At 65.9% G+C, this 14690-nt stretch carries 24 protein-coding genes and 2 other RNA genes; 25 read left to right on the forward strand and 1 reads right to left on the reverse strand.

Features of this window, described 5'->3' with window-relative positions; all coding sequences use genetic code 11:
• Window position 1: 1 nt before the first annotated feature.
• From ACSX1D_RS07220 to ACSX1D_RS07325, 22 genes are all read left to right on the forward strand, one after another.
• Window positions 2-241 carry a hypothetical protein gene (locus ACSX1D_RS07220; RefSeq protein ID WP_439861600.1) on the forward strand — a complete coding sequence of 80 codons (240 nt, stop codon included), beginning with the start codon at window positions 2-4 and terminating at the stop codon, window positions 239-241.
• Between the two features lie 118 nt (window positions 242-359).
• Window positions 360-566: a hypothetical protein gene (locus ACSX1D_RS07225; protein ID WP_439861601.1), complete on the forward strand. Its 207-nt coding sequence runs from the start codon at window positions 360-362 to the stop codon at window positions 564-566.
• A gap of 4 nt (window positions 567-570) precedes the next feature.
• Window positions 571-635, forward strand: an RNA gene (locus ACSX1D_RS07230) — hammerhead ribozyme type II.
• Window positions 636-640: 5 nt separating this feature from the next.
• The gene (locus ACSX1D_RS07235; RefSeq protein ID WP_439861602.1) at window positions 641-1309 is read left to right on the forward strand and encodes a DUF2786 domain-containing protein; all 669 of its coding nucleotides are present in this window, start codon (window positions 641-643) and stop codon (window positions 1307-1309) included.
• An RNA gene (locus tag ACSX1D_RS07240) (hammerhead ribozyme type II) lies at window positions 1308-1379 on the forward strand. The genes ACSX1D_RS07235 and ACSX1D_RS07240 overlap by 2 nt, the downstream gene beginning before the upstream one ends.
• The gene (locus ACSX1D_RS07245; RefSeq protein ID WP_439861603.1) at window positions 1379-1573 is read left to right on the forward strand and encodes a hypothetical protein; all 195 of its coding nucleotides are present in this window, start codon (window positions 1379-1381) and stop codon (window positions 1571-1573) included. Before ACSX1D_RS07240 ends, ACSX1D_RS07245 begins: the two co-directional genes overlap by 1 nt.
• 82 nt (window positions 1574-1655) lie before the next feature.
• The gene (locus tag ACSX1D_RS07250) at window positions 1656-1856 is read left to right on the forward strand and encodes a hypothetical protein (RefSeq protein WP_439861604.1); all 201 of its coding nucleotides are present in this window, start codon (window positions 1656-1658) and stop codon (window positions 1854-1856) included.
• Window positions 1853-2254 (forward strand): gp16 family protein, encoded by a 402-nt coding sequence (locus ACSX1D_RS07255; RefSeq protein WP_439861605.1) that lies wholly within the window; start codon window positions 1853-1855, stop codon window positions 2252-2254. The genes ACSX1D_RS07250 and ACSX1D_RS07255 overlap by 4 nt, the downstream gene beginning before the upstream one ends.
• Window positions 2251-2679 carry a Mor transcription activator family protein gene (locus ACSX1D_RS07260; RefSeq protein ID WP_439861606.1) on the forward strand — a complete coding sequence of 143 codons (429 nt, stop codon included), beginning with the start codon at window positions 2251-2253 and terminating at the stop codon, window positions 2677-2679. Before ACSX1D_RS07255 ends, ACSX1D_RS07260 begins: the two co-directional genes overlap by 4 nt.
• 11 nt (window positions 2680-2690) lie before the next feature.
• Complete coding sequence (locus ACSX1D_RS07265) at window positions 2691-3176, forward strand: hypothetical protein (protein WP_439861607.1); 486 nt, start codon at window positions 2691-2693, stop codon at window positions 3174-3176.
• Between the two features lie 107 nt (window positions 3177-3283).
• Window positions 3284-3631 carry a hypothetical protein gene (locus ACSX1D_RS07270; protein ID WP_439861608.1) on the forward strand — a complete coding sequence of 116 codons (348 nt, stop codon included), beginning with the start codon at window positions 3284-3286 and terminating at the stop codon, window positions 3629-3631.
• A complete protein-coding gene (locus ACSX1D_RS07275) occupies window positions 3628-4107 on the forward strand; it encodes a structural protein (RefSeq protein WP_439861609.1) in 480 nt (159 codons plus the stop codon). The genes ACSX1D_RS07270 and ACSX1D_RS07275 overlap by 4 nt, the downstream gene beginning before the upstream one ends.
• A complete protein-coding gene (locus tag ACSX1D_RS07280; RefSeq protein ID WP_439861610.1) occupies window positions 4100-4297 on the forward strand; it encodes a hypothetical protein in 198 nt (65 codons plus the stop codon). Before ACSX1D_RS07275 ends, ACSX1D_RS07280 begins: the two co-directional genes overlap by 8 nt.
• A gap of 165 nt (window positions 4298-4462) precedes the next feature.
• Entirely contained in the window at window positions 4463-5077 is a 615-nt protein-coding gene (locus ACSX1D_RS07285; RefSeq protein ID WP_439861611.1) for a lysis protein, read from the forward strand.
• Window positions 5074-5466: a hypothetical protein gene (locus ACSX1D_RS07290; protein WP_439861612.1), complete on the forward strand. Its 393-nt coding sequence runs from the start codon at window positions 5074-5076 to the stop codon at window positions 5464-5466. Before ACSX1D_RS07285 ends, ACSX1D_RS07290 begins: the two co-directional genes overlap by 4 nt.
• Entirely contained in the window at window positions 5459-5770 is a 312-nt protein-coding gene (locus ACSX1D_RS07295; RefSeq protein ID WP_439861613.1) for a hypothetical protein, read from the forward strand. Before ACSX1D_RS07290 ends, ACSX1D_RS07295 begins: the two co-directional genes overlap by 8 nt.
• A gap of 1 nt (window position 5771) precedes the next feature.
• Window positions 5772-6284, forward strand: a complete 513-nt coding sequence (locus tag ACSX1D_RS07300; protein ID WP_439861614.1) for a DUF3486 family protein — start codon at window positions 5772-5774, stop codon at window positions 6282-6284.
• An 8-nt stretch (window positions 6285-6292) separates the two neighbouring features.
• A complete protein-coding gene (locus ACSX1D_RS07305) occupies window positions 6293-6430 on the forward strand; it encodes a hypothetical protein (RefSeq protein WP_439861615.1) in 138 nt (45 codons plus the stop codon).
• Window positions 6427-7971 carry a hypothetical protein gene (locus ACSX1D_RS07310; RefSeq protein ID WP_439861616.1) on the forward strand — a complete coding sequence of 515 codons (1545 nt, stop codon included), beginning with the start codon at window positions 6427-6429 and terminating at the stop codon, window positions 7969-7971. The genes ACSX1D_RS07305 and ACSX1D_RS07310 overlap by 4 nt, the downstream gene beginning before the upstream one ends.
• A gap of 5 nt (window positions 7972-7976) precedes the next feature.
• The gene (locus ACSX1D_RS07315; protein WP_439861617.1) at window positions 7977-8192 is read left to right on the forward strand and encodes a hypothetical protein; all 216 of its coding nucleotides are present in this window, start codon (window positions 7977-7979) and stop codon (window positions 8190-8192) included.
• Window positions 8189-9724: a DUF935 domain-containing protein gene (locus ACSX1D_RS07320; protein WP_439861618.1), complete on the forward strand. Its 1536-nt coding sequence runs from the start codon at window positions 8189-8191 to the stop codon at window positions 9722-9724. Before ACSX1D_RS07315 ends, ACSX1D_RS07320 begins: the two co-directional genes overlap by 4 nt.
• On the forward strand, window positions 9724-10905 hold the full coding sequence (locus tag ACSX1D_RS07325; protein ID WP_439861619.1) for a phage head morphogenesis protein: 1182 nt from the start codon (window positions 9724-9726) through the stop codon (window positions 10903-10905). The genes ACSX1D_RS07320 and ACSX1D_RS07325 overlap by 1 nt, the downstream gene beginning before the upstream one ends.
• A gap of 259 nt (window positions 10906-11164) precedes the next feature.
• On the opposite strand, the gene ACSX1D_RS07330 is transcribed toward ACSX1D_RS07325, so the two are convergent.
• Window positions 11165-12118 (reverse strand): hypothetical protein, encoded by a 954-nt coding sequence (locus tag ACSX1D_RS07330; protein WP_439861620.1) that lies wholly within the window; start codon window positions 12116-12118, stop codon window positions 11165-11167.
• A 156-nt stretch (window positions 12119-12274) separates the two neighbouring features.
• Between ACSX1D_RS07330 and ACSX1D_RS07335 the strand changes: the two genes are divergently transcribed.
• The 3 genes from ACSX1D_RS07335 to ACSX1D_RS07345 are packed head-to-tail and all read left to right on the forward strand — an operon-like array spanning window position 12275 to window position 14677.
• Window positions 12275-13342, forward strand: coding sequence for a phage protease (locus tag ACSX1D_RS07335; protein WP_439861621.1), 1068 nt, complete (start codon window positions 12275-12277; stop codon window positions 13340-13342).
• Window positions 13343-13351: 9 nt separating this feature from the next.
• Complete coding sequence (locus ACSX1D_RS07340) at window positions 13352-13750, forward strand: hypothetical protein (protein WP_439861622.1); 399 nt, start codon at window positions 13352-13354, stop codon at window positions 13748-13750.
• 18 nt (window positions 13751-13768) lie between these two features.
• A complete protein-coding gene (locus tag ACSX1D_RS07345; RefSeq protein WP_439861623.1) occupies window positions 13769-14677 on the forward strand; it encodes a Mu-like prophage major head subunit gpT family protein in 909 nt (302 codons plus the stop codon).
• Window positions 14678-14690 lie beyond the last annotated feature (13 nt).

The raw sequence follows: 14690 nt of genomic DNA on the forward strand, positions 1-14690 counted from the left end.
CATGGCCAAGCACACCATCACCATCAGCGACGAAGAAGGCGGCGGCATCTGCATCCGCCTGGGCAGCGAGGGCTCCCTGGAGAGCATGGCCGGCATCACGGCCGCCGGCTTGATGTTGCTCGCCAAGAAGATAGTCCCGGTTGCCGCGAAGACGGCGGCAGAGCGCAACGTCTGCCCCTGCGTCAAGTGCCAGGCCGCCCGCGCCTCGCTGGAGATTCCGCCCGGCACCACCATCCACTGACCACCACATTGGAGGCCGCCATGCTCTCACTCGCCTGGTTCATCTTCGCCTACCTCCGCGCGCCCCGTGCCCGGCGCCTGGAGGTGGTCTACCACTTCGCGGCACAGGAGCAGCCAGCATGAACCACGGATTGGCGAAATCCGCCTGTCAGCTGCGCGTCGAGCGCCAACTGGCGGAGTCCATCGAACTGCTGCGGCGCGCCCACCGCTACGTCAGCGTTCATCCCACCATCGGAGGGCAAAAACTCGGCGATGAGATGCACGCCTTCATTGTTCGCCCCCGGCCTGAACTGGCGGCAGAGGAGGACAAGCCGACCTTGCATTGAGCCCGTGCGAAACCATCCGCAAGGATGGTCTGCCCAGCGTGGTGGCTGGGTACTGATGAGCAGCTGAGGACGATATGGACCACAAGAAAGCCCTGGAGAAGATCAAGAAGTGCCTGCGCCTAGGGGCGAGCAGTAACCCGCATGAGGCCGCCGCTGCGATGCGCCAGGCCCGCTTGCTGATGGAGAAGCACCAGATAGACGAAGGCGATGTTCTGGCTTCCGAGGTGCAAGAGTGCGCCACCCGCAGCGGCGCCAAGAACCGCCCAGTGGCCTGGGAGATCAAGCTGGCGGCCATCGTCAGCCGGGCCTATGCCTGCCGTTACTTCTTCATGGCCGGCCAGGGCGAGTACCGCTTCATAGGTGAGATGGCCGAGGTGGCCAGCTACACCCTGACCTTGCTGCTGCGCCAGGTCCGCCAGGCGCGCCGCGACTACATCGCCGCCCACCTGACCCGCTGCAAGGCCGCCACCAAGACCAAGCGCGCCGACGTGTTCTGTGATGCCTGGACGTATGCCGTGCACTCGAAGGTGCTGGAGTTTGCTGGTAGCGAACCCTCTGCCGCCGTCGAGGCGTACATGGCCAAGAACCATCCGGACCTGGTGACCGGCAAACCCACCGAGCGCAACGCCAGCAAGGGGATGAGCCAGCGCAGCATGAAAGATGCGCTCAACGGAATCGCCGCCGCAGGCGATGTACGCCTGAACCATGGGGTGAAAGGTGCGGAGCAGTTGGCACTGAGTTAAGCGAAACCTAGCCCCGCGAGGGGCGACGGTCTGCCGGGCGTGGTTGTCCGGTACTGATGAGCAGCCAAGATGAGCACGAAACCCCGAACCGACCGTATCCGTCAGCAGGATGCCGACCGCCAGCAAGCCAGGAGCGACCGCGTGGCCGCGCACAAGCAGCGGGTCGGCGCCGAGGTGATCAAGATCGAGATGTACGCCGGCACCCGCCGCGACCTGGAGCTGATGCAGCAGGTCGCGGCTATGAGGAGGCGAGCGAAGCCCTAACCCTGGCCATCCGCTATATGGCTGGCCTGGCCCGGCGCGACCCGGCGGCGTTCCGCCAGGCCATGGACCCGAGGAATCCCCTATGAGCATTGCCCAAGGCCTGGTGCCGGCCCCGCCCAAGCAGCGTGCGGTCTGGTATGGCATCGAGCGCTTCTGCCCGCGCTGTGGCGAGTACTGGCCGGCCGACGAGGAGTTCTTCCACGGCCGCCCAGGCGGCAGGCTGGACTCCTGGTGCCGCGCCTGCTCCAACGAATACCGCCAGCAGAAAAGGAAAGCCAAGTGAGTCTGGCCAAGATCCACATCGCCAAGGCCCAGCTCGGTCTGGATGACGACAGCTACCGGGCCCTGCTGGCCCGCGTAGCCGGTGTGCGCTCGGCCAAGGACCTGACCAAGCGCCAGGTCGGCGCGGTGCTGGCCGAATTCGAGCGCCTGGGCTTCCAGCCCAAGCCGGCGAAGAAGGCCGGCCGCAAGGCCCCCAAGCCGACGCCCGACCGCCAGGCGCTACTTGGCAAGATCGAGGCCTTTCTGGCCGAAGCCAAGCGCCCCTGGACCTATGCCGATGCCATGGCCTTGCGCATGTTCAAAGTCGACAGGCTAGAATGGCTCGATTCTGACCAGCTGCGGCGCCTGATCGCCGCGCTGGCCTACGACGCCAAGCGCCACGGGAGGCCGACCGCATGAAGATCGACCAGGTGAAAGAGCTGCTGCCCAAGCAGCTCCTGGATATCGCCGAGGCCATTGGCCTGCCGGCCACCCAGCGCCTGGTCGACGAACTCGGCGGCACCACCTGGCCGGTGGCCAAGGGCGTGCGCCGGCTCGGCATCATCCGCCATGCAGCGCTCACCGACGTGATCGGCGAAGAGGCGGCCGGCATCATGGCCAAGCACTGGGGCAGCGTGCCGCTGTACATCCCCAAGTGCGACAGCGCCATCCGCCGCCTGCGCGATCTGGAGATCAACAACCAGTTCGAGCAGGGCGTGCGCGAAGGCATCAGTGCCAACACCCTGGTGGCCGAACTGGCGCGCAGCTACAAGCTGAGCGATCGGCGGATCTGGGAAATCCTCAAACAGCCCTCGCCCGAGGCTACGGGCGATCTGTTTCATTAAGGAGAATGAGCATGCAGCGCATTTATAAGGGAATTGCTCTCGCTGCCAGCCTCTGGCTGGCCAGCCTCTGCGTGGCCAATGCCGGCCAGGACGCGTTCGCGGAAATGGCGCTCGAATCGTTCAGGGAAACGATGACGACTCACCCTGTTCAGTCTGCGGAGCTATCGGTTGAGCAGCAGGCCAAATACCTGATGCTGGTCAAGAATGGACTTTCCTTGTACCGGGATGGTGTCCTGCAGGCCGAAGACAAACGCCACCTTGTCGCTCTCGTCGAACAACAGGTGACGGTATCGAGCACCGCGCTGGGTGGTTCACAGTTGCCCGTAGAGCAGAAGGAGCTGGCCAAGCGGATGCACACAGCGGCGCTGGCAGCCAAGCAGCTCCTGGAGCTACAGCCGGCCGCACCGGAGTTCGCCGGGCTGATGGACAACTACCATGACGGCATTGGATACGATGCCTATCGACTCGCCCAGGACAGCGGTATCGAACAGTATTGACCGACTGTTTAGGTATCTCCCCCAAGCCCCGCCCAGTGCGGGGCTTGTGCTTTCTACTGAACCCCTTCCACCTGTTTTGACCGTTCGTCGCCGCTGACCATAGCGGCATGACCAATCAAGCCGCCTCTCGCCCACTGCGCCATGCGCGCGACTACGCCCAGGCCATCGTCGACGCCCAGGGCGACGTGGCGCGCCAGCGCGAGATCTTCGCCGCCTGCCCTCAGCATTGGCGTGCCCAGGTGCGCGACCTGGCCAAGAGCGCGATCGCCCTGGCCGAGCAGCGTACCCAGCAACTGATCGAGCACCGCCGCCTGATTCGCCGCGCTGCCGAGCGTGACCCGGCGCCGCTGGTGCCTACCCGCAGCGTGACCAGCCTCACCAAGTCCAGCCCGGAGGTCGGCCGAGCGCGGCTGGCCGAGTTGCGGGCGGCCATCGGCAAAAAGGAGTCTGCATGAATACCCGCCTTCCTCGCGGCATCCGCAACTACAACCCTGGCAATATCGACCGCGTCGCCGGTACCCGCTGGCAGGGCCAGGCCAAGGAGCAGCGCGACGAACGCTTCGTCACCTTCCTCGACCCGGTGTGGGGCATCCGCGCCATTGCCCGGGTGCTGATCACCTACCAGGACAAGCGCCGGGCCAAGGATGGCAGTCGCATCGACAGCGTGCGCGAGCTGGTCGAGCGCTGGGCCCCGGCCAGCGAAAACAATACCGACGCCTATGCCAAGCAAGTCGCCAAGGCGCTGGGCATCGACCCCGATCATGAGTGCGTGGATGTCTACGACTACCTGACCATGCGCACCCTGGTGCAGGCCATCATCCGCCATGAGAACGGCCCCGGTCCGCTGCCCGGCGGGCACTGGTACGGCGAACCGCTGATCGCCGACGGCCTGGCTCGGGCCGGCATTGTGCCGGGGGTGCGCCATGGCTGAATGCAAACACTGGTGTCGCAGCCGCACCCTGTGGGTCAACGCCATCGCCGCCGGGCTGGTGGCCCTGGAGGCCAGCACCGGCCAGCTGCAGCCGCACCTGCCGGTCAACCTCTACACCGCGCTGGCCGTGACCCTGCCGGTGGTCAACGCCGTGCTGCGGGTGATCACCACCCAGGGGGTGCGCGCATGATCCGCGTCTTGATGGGCTGGTTTGACAGGCTGTTTGGCACTGGCCCGCTGTGGGTGCCGCCTTGTTTACACCTGGTGCAATGGCCGCGCGTGCGCCCCGGCAGGAGCGGTGTCGCCGCCGCCCGGCGCAAGGCGCGCAAGCTGCGCAATCGGCGGAGGGCGCGACGTGCTTAAGCCCTTGATTCCTGACCTGCCGTCCGGTCTGACCTTAGGCCTGCTGGCCTGCCTGGTGTGCGGCGCTGCCGGCGCTGGCCTCGGCTATGGATTCGGCTATCGCTTCGCCGCCGCCTTGGGTGATTCGGCGCTCAAGGATCTGCAAGCCGCGCACGCAACCCAGGCGGACAAGGTCTCGCGAGAAAACAGCGCCCTGCTGTGGCGCGAGGTTCAGCGGGCCAACGCGGCCGAGGCCCAGTTATTGGCCGATCAGCAGGCCAATGCCGGCGACCCCCACGGCATCGAGGAGCGAATTCCCTATGTTGTCACCCAGTACCGCCCGGCGCCGGCTGCTGCGCCTGAGCCTATTCCTCATTGCGTGTTCACTGTTGGCTGGCTGCGCGACTACAACACCGCCCTCGGTGTGCCCGGCGCCGCTGTCGGCCCCGTTACCGGCCTTGGTGGCACAACCCCCTGGGCCGCCGCCAGCACTGACGCCGAACTATTGGAAAGCGGCGTCACCCAGGCCGACATCCTCGCCCACGCCCGGGACTACGGACGCTGGGCCCGCAACCTCGCCAGCCAAGTGACGGCTCTGCTCAACACCAAGGAGGGCCGCGCGCCGTGACCTTTGAACTTGAACTCGGCCAGCTGATCGGCTGGGCCGCCGGCCTGCTGAGCCTGTTCGCCTCCGTGGTGACCGGCCTGGTCAAGCTGCTGCTCAACCAGTTCGAGCGACGCCTGGGCGATCGCTTCGCCGCCCAGGACTCCGCGCGCCAGGCCGCCACCCGGCACTGGGAGGAGAACTTCGCCAAGGTCCTGGAGCGCCAGGACAAGGACGCCGAAGCCGTGGCGCAGCTGGAGCGCAGCTTCCTGCGCTTCCAGGCCGAGCTGCCCATCCAGTACGTGCGCCGCGAAGACTGGGTGCGCAACCAGACCATCATCGAAGCCAAGATCGACGCTGTTTTCTCCAAGCTCGAAGTCATCCAGATCAACGGAGCACGTAACCATGATTGAGATCGATACCGCCAAGATCCGTCGGGAGTCCATGCGCTGGTACATCCTGCTGACCCTCAACAACGCCCGCCCGGTGGACCCGCACGAGGCCCTGGTGCTGTCCACCATCCAGGGCATCTATGCCGATGCCACCCAGCATGAGGTCCGCCGCGAGCTGGATTACCTGAAAGACCGCAGCCTGGTCACCCTCGACAAGCAGCCCAGCGGCGTGTGGATCGCCGGCCTGACCCATTACGGCGTCGACATCGCCGAGTACACCATCCCCTGCAACCCCGGCATCGCCCGCCCGGCTCGGGGCGCCTGACATGCCGCCGCGCAGCAAGGTGGCCGGCCTGCCCGCCGAGGTGAAAGCCTGGCTGGACCAGGCCCTGGCCGAGAACAACTTCAGCGACTACGAAGCCCTGGCCGCCGAGCTGACCCAGCGCGGCTTCGCCATCAGCAAAAGCGCGCTGCACCGCTACGGGCAGGACTTCGAGGATCGCCTGTCGGCCTTGAAGGTGGCCAGCGAGCAGGCCCGCGCTGTGGTCGCCGCCGCCCCGGACGAGGAAGGCGCGGTCAACGAAGCGCTGATGCGCCTGGTTCAGGAACACCTGTTCAAGCTGCTGATGAGCGAGGGCAGCCAGATGGACCTGCCCAAGGTGGCCAAGGCCGTGGCCGAGCTGGGCCGCGCCAGCGTGGTGCAGAAGAAGTGGCAGGCCGAGGTGCGCGCCAAGGCCGAGGCGGCCGCCAGCCAGGTGGAGAAGATCGCCAAGAAAGGCGGCCTGGATGCCGCCACCGTGGCCGAGATCCGCCGCGAGATTCTGGGGGTGGCCGGATGAATTACGTGATGGCCTTCATGATCTGCATCGCCCTGACCAGCCTGTCGGCGAATGAGGAAAACCTGCGCCTGCTGTTGATCAGCGATTTCAATGTGGCGATCTTTTTGGCACTGGCGTGGTTCCTGGAACGGCGGAGAGTGCAATGACCATTCCCGCCGTCCTGGAGAACACCGCCGCCCTCGATGTGCCGGCCGTGCTGCTCGACTACCAGAAGAGCTGGATCGGCCTGCGCTCGCCGCTCAAGGTCGGCGAGAAGTCGCGCCGGATCGGCCTGACGTGGGCCGAGGCCGCAGACAACGTGCTGGTCGCCGCCGCCAGCCGCCAGGCCGGCGGGCAAACTGTGTACTACCTGGGCTACAACCAGGACATGACGGTGGAGTACATCCAGGCCTGCGCCATGTGGGCGCGGGCCTTCAACTACGCCGCTGGGGAGATCGAGGAAGGCATCTGGCCGGACGAAGATCCCGACAAGCACATCAAGACCTACACCATCGCCTTCCCCTCGGGCTTTCGCATCGTCGCCCTGACCAGCCGGCCGTCCAACCTGCGCGGCCGCCAGGGCATAGTAGTGATCGACGAGGCGGCCTTCCACCAGGACCTGGCCGAGCTGCTCAAGGCGGCCCTGGCGCTGCTGATCTGGGGGGGCGAGGTGCATGTCATCAGCACCCATGACGGCACCGACAACCCCTTCAATGAGCTGATCGAGGAGATCCGTGCCGGCAAGCGCAAGGGCAAGCTGTTCCGCTGCACCTTCAAGGAGGCGGTGGCGGACGGCCTCTATAGTCGGGTCTGCCTGCGCAAGGGCATCACCTGGACGGCCGAGGACGAGGCCGCCTGGGTCCAGGACGTGTACGACTTCTACGGCGACGCCGCCGAGGAAGAGCTGGACTGCGTGCCCAGCCAGGGTGGTGGCGCCTACCTCAGCCTGGCGCTGCTCGAGCAGCGCAGCAGCCGTGAGGTGCCGGTGCTGCGGCTGGCCTACCCGCAAGGCTACGAGACCATTGCCGAGCATCTGCGCCTGGCCGACTCCCTGAGCTGGTGCGAGCGCGAGCTGCTGCCGCTGCTGGAGACCATCCCGGCCGAGGCGCGCAGCTTCTACGGCATGGACTTCGGTCGTTCCGGCGACCTCTCGGTGATCGTGCCGCTGCTCCAGGAGCAGGACTTGCGCCGCCGCCAGCCGTTCCAGGTGGAGCTGCGCAACGTGCCGTTCAAGCAGCAGGAGCAGATCCTGTTCTTCATCGTCGACCGCCTGCCCAACTTCCTCGGCGGCGCCAACGATGCACGTGGCAACGGCCAGGCGATCGCCGAGGCAGCCGCCGTGAAATACGGCCACACCCGCATCCACCAGGTGATGCTCACCGAGGGCTGGTACCGGGACAACATGCCGCCGTTTAAGGCCGCCCTGGAGGACGGCACCCTGTACGACCTGCCGGCCGACAAGGACACCATCGACGACTACCGCGCGCTCAAGGTGATCAAGGGCGTGCCTCGGGTGCCGGACAGCCGTACCACCGAGAAAGGCGGCGGCAAACGCCACGGCGACGCCGCCGTGTCTGGGGTGCTGGCCTATGCGGCCAGCCGCAATCCGTCGGCACCCATCGAATACACCGCCGTGCCGCCCCGTGCCGACCGCTGGGCCGAGGCCGACCGCGACGACCAGCCCGGCGGCTGGAACGGCGCCTGGTGAGCCCTATGGCAACGACAACCCCAGGCCGCGAGCTGCTGATCACCGGCTGCCGCGATCCGCTCATGTGGTACGCCGACCTGGTCGGCCAGCGCGTGCCGCTGGTGCGCATCGAGGCCGACTGCTACCTGAGTCGCGAGCCGGCCGGCTGGACCAACATGGTTTACAAGACGGACGCCGAGATAGTCCCGGCCCTGCAGGCGAACAAGGAACACGACACATGACCCGCATCGTCGACATACACGGCAAGCCCTTCGAGCAACAGACCCTGCGCGAACAGCAGACCGCCAGGCTGAGCCAGCTGCACGAAGAGTTCGCCGACCATCCGTCCAGCGGCCTCACGCCGCCACGCCTGGCCGCCATCCTGCGCGCCGCCGAGCAGGGCGACATCAAGGCGCAGTGCGAGCTGTTCCAGGACATGGAGGAGAAGGACGCCCACCTGCTGGCCGAGATCGGCAAGCGCCGCCGCGCGCTGACCACCGTCGACTGGGCCGTGGTGCCGCCGCGTAACCCCAGCGCCACCGAGCAGGCCGAGGCCGACTGGCTGAACGAAGTACTGCAGGATCTGCCGGACTTCGAGGATCTGCTGTTCGACCTGCTCGACGGCATCGGCAAGGGCTTCGCCGGTATCGAGCTGAACTGGGCCCGATACGGCCGCGAGTGGATACCGGCGGCCTTCGATTACCGCGAGTCGTCCTGGTTCCAGCTCGATCGCGCGACCCGTACCCAGCTGCGCCTGCGTGACGGCAGCGCGGACGGCGAGGCGCTGCAGCCGTTCGGCTGGATCATGCATCAGCACAAGGCCAAGTCCGGCTATGTGGCGCGCGGCGGCCTGTACCGCGTGCTGAGCTGGCCCTACCTGTTCAAGAACTACGCGGTGCGCGACCTGGCCGAGTTCCTGGAGATCTACGGCCTGCCGGTACGCCTCGGCAAATACCCCAATGGCGCCACGCCAGACGAGAAGGCCACCCTGCTGCGCGCGGTGGTCAACATCGGCCACAACGCCGCCGGCATCATCCCCGAAGGCATGGCCATCGACTTCAAGGAAGCCGCCAAGGGCCAGCACGACCCGTTCGACTGGATGGTGGACTGGGCAGAGAAGTCCATGTCCAAGGCCATCCTGGGCGGCACCCTGACCAGCCAGGCCGACGGCAAGAGCAGCACCAACGCCCTCGGCGCGGTGCACAACGAAGTGCGCCACGACCTGCTCAAGAGCGATGCCAAACAGATCGCCACCACTCTGCGTCAGTACCTGCTGTACCCGCTGCTGGTGCTGAACCGGGGCGGTGAGCGTGACCCGCGCCGGCTGCCGCGCTTCCAGTTCGACCTGGTCGAAGCCGAGGACATGGAGACCTACGCCAATGCGCTGCCCAAGCTGGTCGAGTCCGGCATGCAGATCCCGGTCGCCTGGGCCCACGACAAGCTACGCATCCCGCTGCCGGGTAAGGATGACGCGATACTTGGCACTGCCCAACCGGCCGCGCCGGCCAGCGCCGCCACGCGCATGGCCGCGCTCAAGGGAGAGCTGGACGGCGACCCGCTGGACGATCTGGCCGAGCGGCTGGCCGGCGACTGGCAGCCAGTGGCCAACCTGGTTGCCCCGGTGCAGCAGCTGCTGGCCAGCTGCAAGAGCCTGGAGGAGTTCCGCGACCGTCTGCCGGAGGTGATCCCCCAGCTTGACGCCGAGCAGCTCACCGAGCTGATCGCCCAGGGCCTGTTCGCCGGCACCCTGGCCGGCCGCACCGGGGCCGCCTGATGGTCGACCTCGTCGCGCTGCCGCCCCAAGAGGCCATCGAGTACTTCCGCCAGAAAGGCTTCGCCATCGGCTTCGACCACCGCGACGTGTGGCAGGCCCAGCACCAGGCGGCCTTCACCGTGGCCAAGGTGATGCAGCTGGACATCCTCCAGGACATCCGCGCCGAGGTGGACCGCGCCCTGGCCGAGGGCACCACGCTGCGCGACTTCCAGCAGCGCCTCACCCCGGCCCTGCAGGCCAAGGGCTGGTGGGGACGCCAGCCGCTGCGCGACCCGTTGACCGGAGAAACGCCGCAGGTGCAACTGGGCAGCCCGCGCCGGCTCAAGACCATCTACGACACCAACCTGCGCACCGCCCACAGCGAAGGCCAGTGGCAGCGCATCCAGGACAGCAAGGACGCCTTCCCCTACCTGGAGTATGACGGCGCCAACTCCGAACACCCGCGGCTGCAACACTCCGCCTGGGACGGCCTGACCCTGCCGGTGGATGATCCGTTCTGGCTGGATCACTTTCCGGTCAAGGAGTACGGCTGCAAGTGCCGGGCTATTCCGCGCACCGCGCGCCAGGTCGAGCGCTCCGGCAAGCCCATCGGCCCGGCGCCTGAGGTGCCCAAGCAGCCTTATGTGAACGCCCGCACCGGCGAGGTGCAACAGATCCCGGCCGGTGTGCATCCCTCTTTCCATTACCCGCCGGGCGGTCGCCGCGCCAGCCTCAACCGCCACCTGGTGGACAAGCTGGAGGTGGCCGACCCGGCCCTGGCTCGGGCCAGCATCGCCGACCTGGTCGGCGGCCCGGCCTTCGCCGAGTGGTACCGAGCTCCGGCTGGCAGCTTCCCCCTGGCCTACCTGGGCCGTGAGGTGGCCGCGCGCTTGGGCAGCAAGACCCAGCTGGTCGGCCTGTCCGGGGAGACCCTGGCCAAGCAACTGCGCGAACACCCGGAGATCACCCTGGACGAATACGCCAAGGTGCAGGTGGCGATAGATCGCGGCGAGGCCATCCTGGACGCCAGGGACGGCTCGTTGATCTACATCCTAGAAGAGGACAGCTATGTCACCGTGATCAAGGCGACCAAGAGCGGCAAGGCCGTATTCATGACCAGCCTGCGCCGGCTGAGCAGCCGGGAAGCACAACGGGATCGGGAGTTGCTGCGCCTCAGAAGCAAGGCGAAGAAGAAGGGGTGAGGCAGACGGTGGGGCCTCCCAGTCCGACCGAGGTCGGGAACCCCACATAGCCATCCGCAGCATGCTGCGTCGTACGGCCGGGAGAATTTCACCGTGTCACGTCTGCCCAGCCCCACTATAGCACTCTAGCTGGGCGAATCAGGCGACCGCCTAGGCGGCCGCTGGTTGCGTTTTTGACGCGGGGGGCGGGCAATGTCTGCCGCCTGATGGGATTGGCGCGCTATGACGAATCTAACGCGCGTCTAACGCGGCAGCTTGGTTATTCGGGATCGGCGGCTTCGGAGATCAACTCAATGGCAGTGATTTGCACCGGCTCCATCTTCTTGGTCCTATTGCTCATGCGGTACAGAATTTCGACATCGGCACGGACCTTGAATTTTCCTGCCAGATCCTCCGGCTGGATATTTTCGCCGAGCTTCAACTTGACCCGTCGCTCTACCAGGCCGGGGATGATTGCCGCCCAGCCACGCTGCAAGGAGTCCAGGTCGGTAGCCCGGATCTCAAGATCAACATCACTATGAGGATCGGTAATTTCGAAGGGGTCGAAGTCAACCGTATCAGGGATAGCTTTGACGACGTCCGTATCGACCTTGAGCGACTCATTGTCATCAAGGACAACGGTGGCACCTTCCTCGCTTTTGGCGGGGGCGATGATCTTGGCAGATTGTTGGGCAAGCTTCTTCTTATCGTGACCGGCTACACCCTCGATGATCTGGAGAAAGTCTTGCGGATTTTTACCGTAGGACTCCGCGCCGATGATGATGATGGTGTTATCGGTCAGCGTTGTCACGGAAGCGGGGGGCGCCTCATTCGTGGTTGCGATGGCCCAAGCGGCGCCGACAAGAATCAACGTGCCCAGCGCGGCCGAAACCACTACGACTCCTTTCATCACCGGATAATCCCCCCCTGGAGCACGCTTGTAGATGTCACGTAGTTTTTCCCTTGAGCTGTCGAGAAATTTCTCCAGCTCTTGCTCATCACGGAAGAACAGCTTCACCAGTACCTTTTCAATGAAGGAGCCTTCCTCCAGGCCTTCCACGTACAGCTCGGCGCTTACGATATCGGCATTGGACAATGCTGAGAGCGTAGACGGGAGAAAGTGAACCGATACCTTCTCCAGCGCCTGGAGCGAGTCCACAACCTCGCGCACTGTTAACGGCTTGGAATTTGTGTACTTGAGGGTGTGTTCAACTAGCAGCGAGACTTCAGACATGCCCAGATCCTTTGATGGTCACAGCCAGCATCAACGGGATGCTCATCACTCCATTGATGGGGCCGTAACTCTAACGGCAGGTATCTCTGACCGCCAGGGTTATTACTGAACCCCTTCAATCTGTAACGCCCCCACCATGCCGCCGACACTGGCGGCATGAAGACACCACACGCCCTCAAAAAGCCCGCCATCGCCGCCTGCACCTTCGAGATCCAGGCGGACGGTGCTGCCATCCAGCTGTTCCCGGCCGGCGCCTTCAAGGCGCGCGACGGGCGGCCCAAGGATGTGCAGGCCGGTCACTGGTACATCGACGCCCAGGTCGCTGCTCAGGTGATGGCCCGAGCCGCCACCCGCAAGACCGATTACGTCATCGACTACGAGCACCAGACGCTCAACAGCGAGAAGAACGGCCTACCTGCGCCTGCTGCAGGTTGGGTCAAGGGCATCGGGCTGGAATGGCGCGAGGGGCAAGGCCTGTTCGCCACTGAACCCGATTGGACGAGGAAGGGCGCGGACTATATCGAATCCCGCGAATACCGCTACCTCAGCCCGGTATTCACCTACGACACCCGCACGGGTGCCGTCCTGGAGCTGCTCCACGTCGCCCTCACCAACTACCCCGCACTCGACGGCATGGAATCCCTGCCGGCGCTGGCGGCTGCCCGCTTTCAACTGGCCGACCCGGCCGCCCCATCCGCAGAGGAGAACCAAAGTGTGAACAAGGAACAACTGATCGCTCTGCTGGGCCTGTCTAGCGACGCCAGCGAGGAAGATATCCAGACCGCCCTGACCGCGCTCAAGGCCGACGCCGGCAAGACCCAGGAGCTGCAGACGGCGTTGGCCGCCGCCAAAGCCCAGGGCGAGCCCGACCCGGCCAAGTACGTGCCGGTGACCGTGGTCGAGGACCTGAAGAAGGACATCGCCGCGCTCAAGGCCACCCAGCTGGGCGGTGAAGTCGACGGTCTGGTGAGCGCCGGCCTGGCCGACGGCCGCCTGCTGCCAGCCCAGGAGAAGTGGGCGCGGGAGCTGGGCCAGAAGGATGTCGCCGCGCTCAAGACCTACCTGGAGCAGACCCCGGCCATCGCCGCGCTCAAGGGCCAGCAAAGCCAGGCCCGCCAGGCGCCGGCGCTGACCACGGTCGAGCAGCTGGACGCCGAAGCCTTGGCCGTGTGCAAGGCCATGGGCATCGAGCCGACCGACTACCTCGCCACCCTGAACGCTTAAGGAGCCCCCATGACCGCGCTCACCCGTGACCGCAACACCCCGCTGAAGAACGCCGAGGTTATCGGCGTGCCGGCAGCCGCCAATGCCGTCATCCATGCCGGCGCCATCGTGGTGGCCAACGCCACCGGATTTGCCGCGCCTGGCAGCACCGCCACCACCCTGACCTACCTCGGCCGCGCCGAGGAGTCGGTGGACAACACCGGCGGCGCGAATGGCGCGGCCACCGTGCTGGTGCGTCGGCTCAACGCCTTCAAGTGGGCCAACGACGGCTCCATCACCCAGGCCCACCAGGGCAAAACCGCCTACATCGTCGACGACCAGACCCTGGCCGCCACCGATGGCACCGGCACCCGTTCCGCCGCTGGGCGCATCGTCGGCATCGACACCGACGGCGTCTGGATCGAGTAACCAGGGAGATCTCCGCACATGCTCATCAACAAAGCAGCCCTCGGCGCCGTGTTCCTGGCGCTGAAAACCACCTTCAACAAGGCCTTCATCGCCGCGCCGAGCACCTGGCAGAAGATCGCCATGGAGGTGCCGTCCAACAGCGGCCAGAACGATTACACCTGGCTGAGCAACTTCCCGAAGATGCGCCGCTGGATTGGCGCCAAGGTCGCCAAGGCCCTGGAAGCCTACAAGTACGTGGTGGTCAACGAAGACTTCGAGGCCACGGTGGAAGTCGACCGCAACCACATCGAAGACGACCAGCTGGGCATCTACCAGCCGCAGGCGCAGATGGCCGGCTATTCGGCCGCACAGCTGCCGGACGAGCTGGTGTACGAGGCAGTCAACGGCGGCTTCACCAAGCTCTGCTACGACGGCCAGTACTTCTTCGACACCGACCACCCGGTGGCCGGTGCTTCGGTCAGCAACAAGATCACCGCGGTGCTCTCCAACGCCACCCTGGCGGCGGCTGCGGCTGGCTATGGCGCGGCGCGCACCGGCATGAAGAAGTTCAAGGACGAGGAAGGCCGCTCGCTGAACATCACCCCCAACGTGCTGCTGGTCGGCCCGGCCCTGGAGGACACGGCGCGCATGCTGTTGACCAACGACAAGCTGGCCGACGACACCCCCAACCCCTACAAGGGCACCGCCGAGCTGGTGGTGGATGCGCGCATCGAGTCCGACACCGCCTGGTTCCTGCTGGACACCAGCAAGCCGGTCAAGCCCTTCGTCTACCAGCCGCGCAAGAAGCCGGTGTTCGTCTCGCAGACCAACCCGGAAGCCGAGGACGTGTTCAACCTGAAGAAGTACAAGTTCGGCGCTGAGGCACGGGCGGCGGCGGGTTACGGCTTCTGGCAGCTGGCCTTCGGCTCCACCGGCACCGGCGCCTAAGGGAGGGCTTGAG

This window comes from Pseudomonas sp. MBLB4136, from assembly GCF_051904765.1.
In the GTDB taxonomy this organism is placed as follows: Bacteria; Pseudomonadota; Gammaproteobacteria; order Pseudomonadales; family Pseudomonadaceae; genus Aquipseudomonas.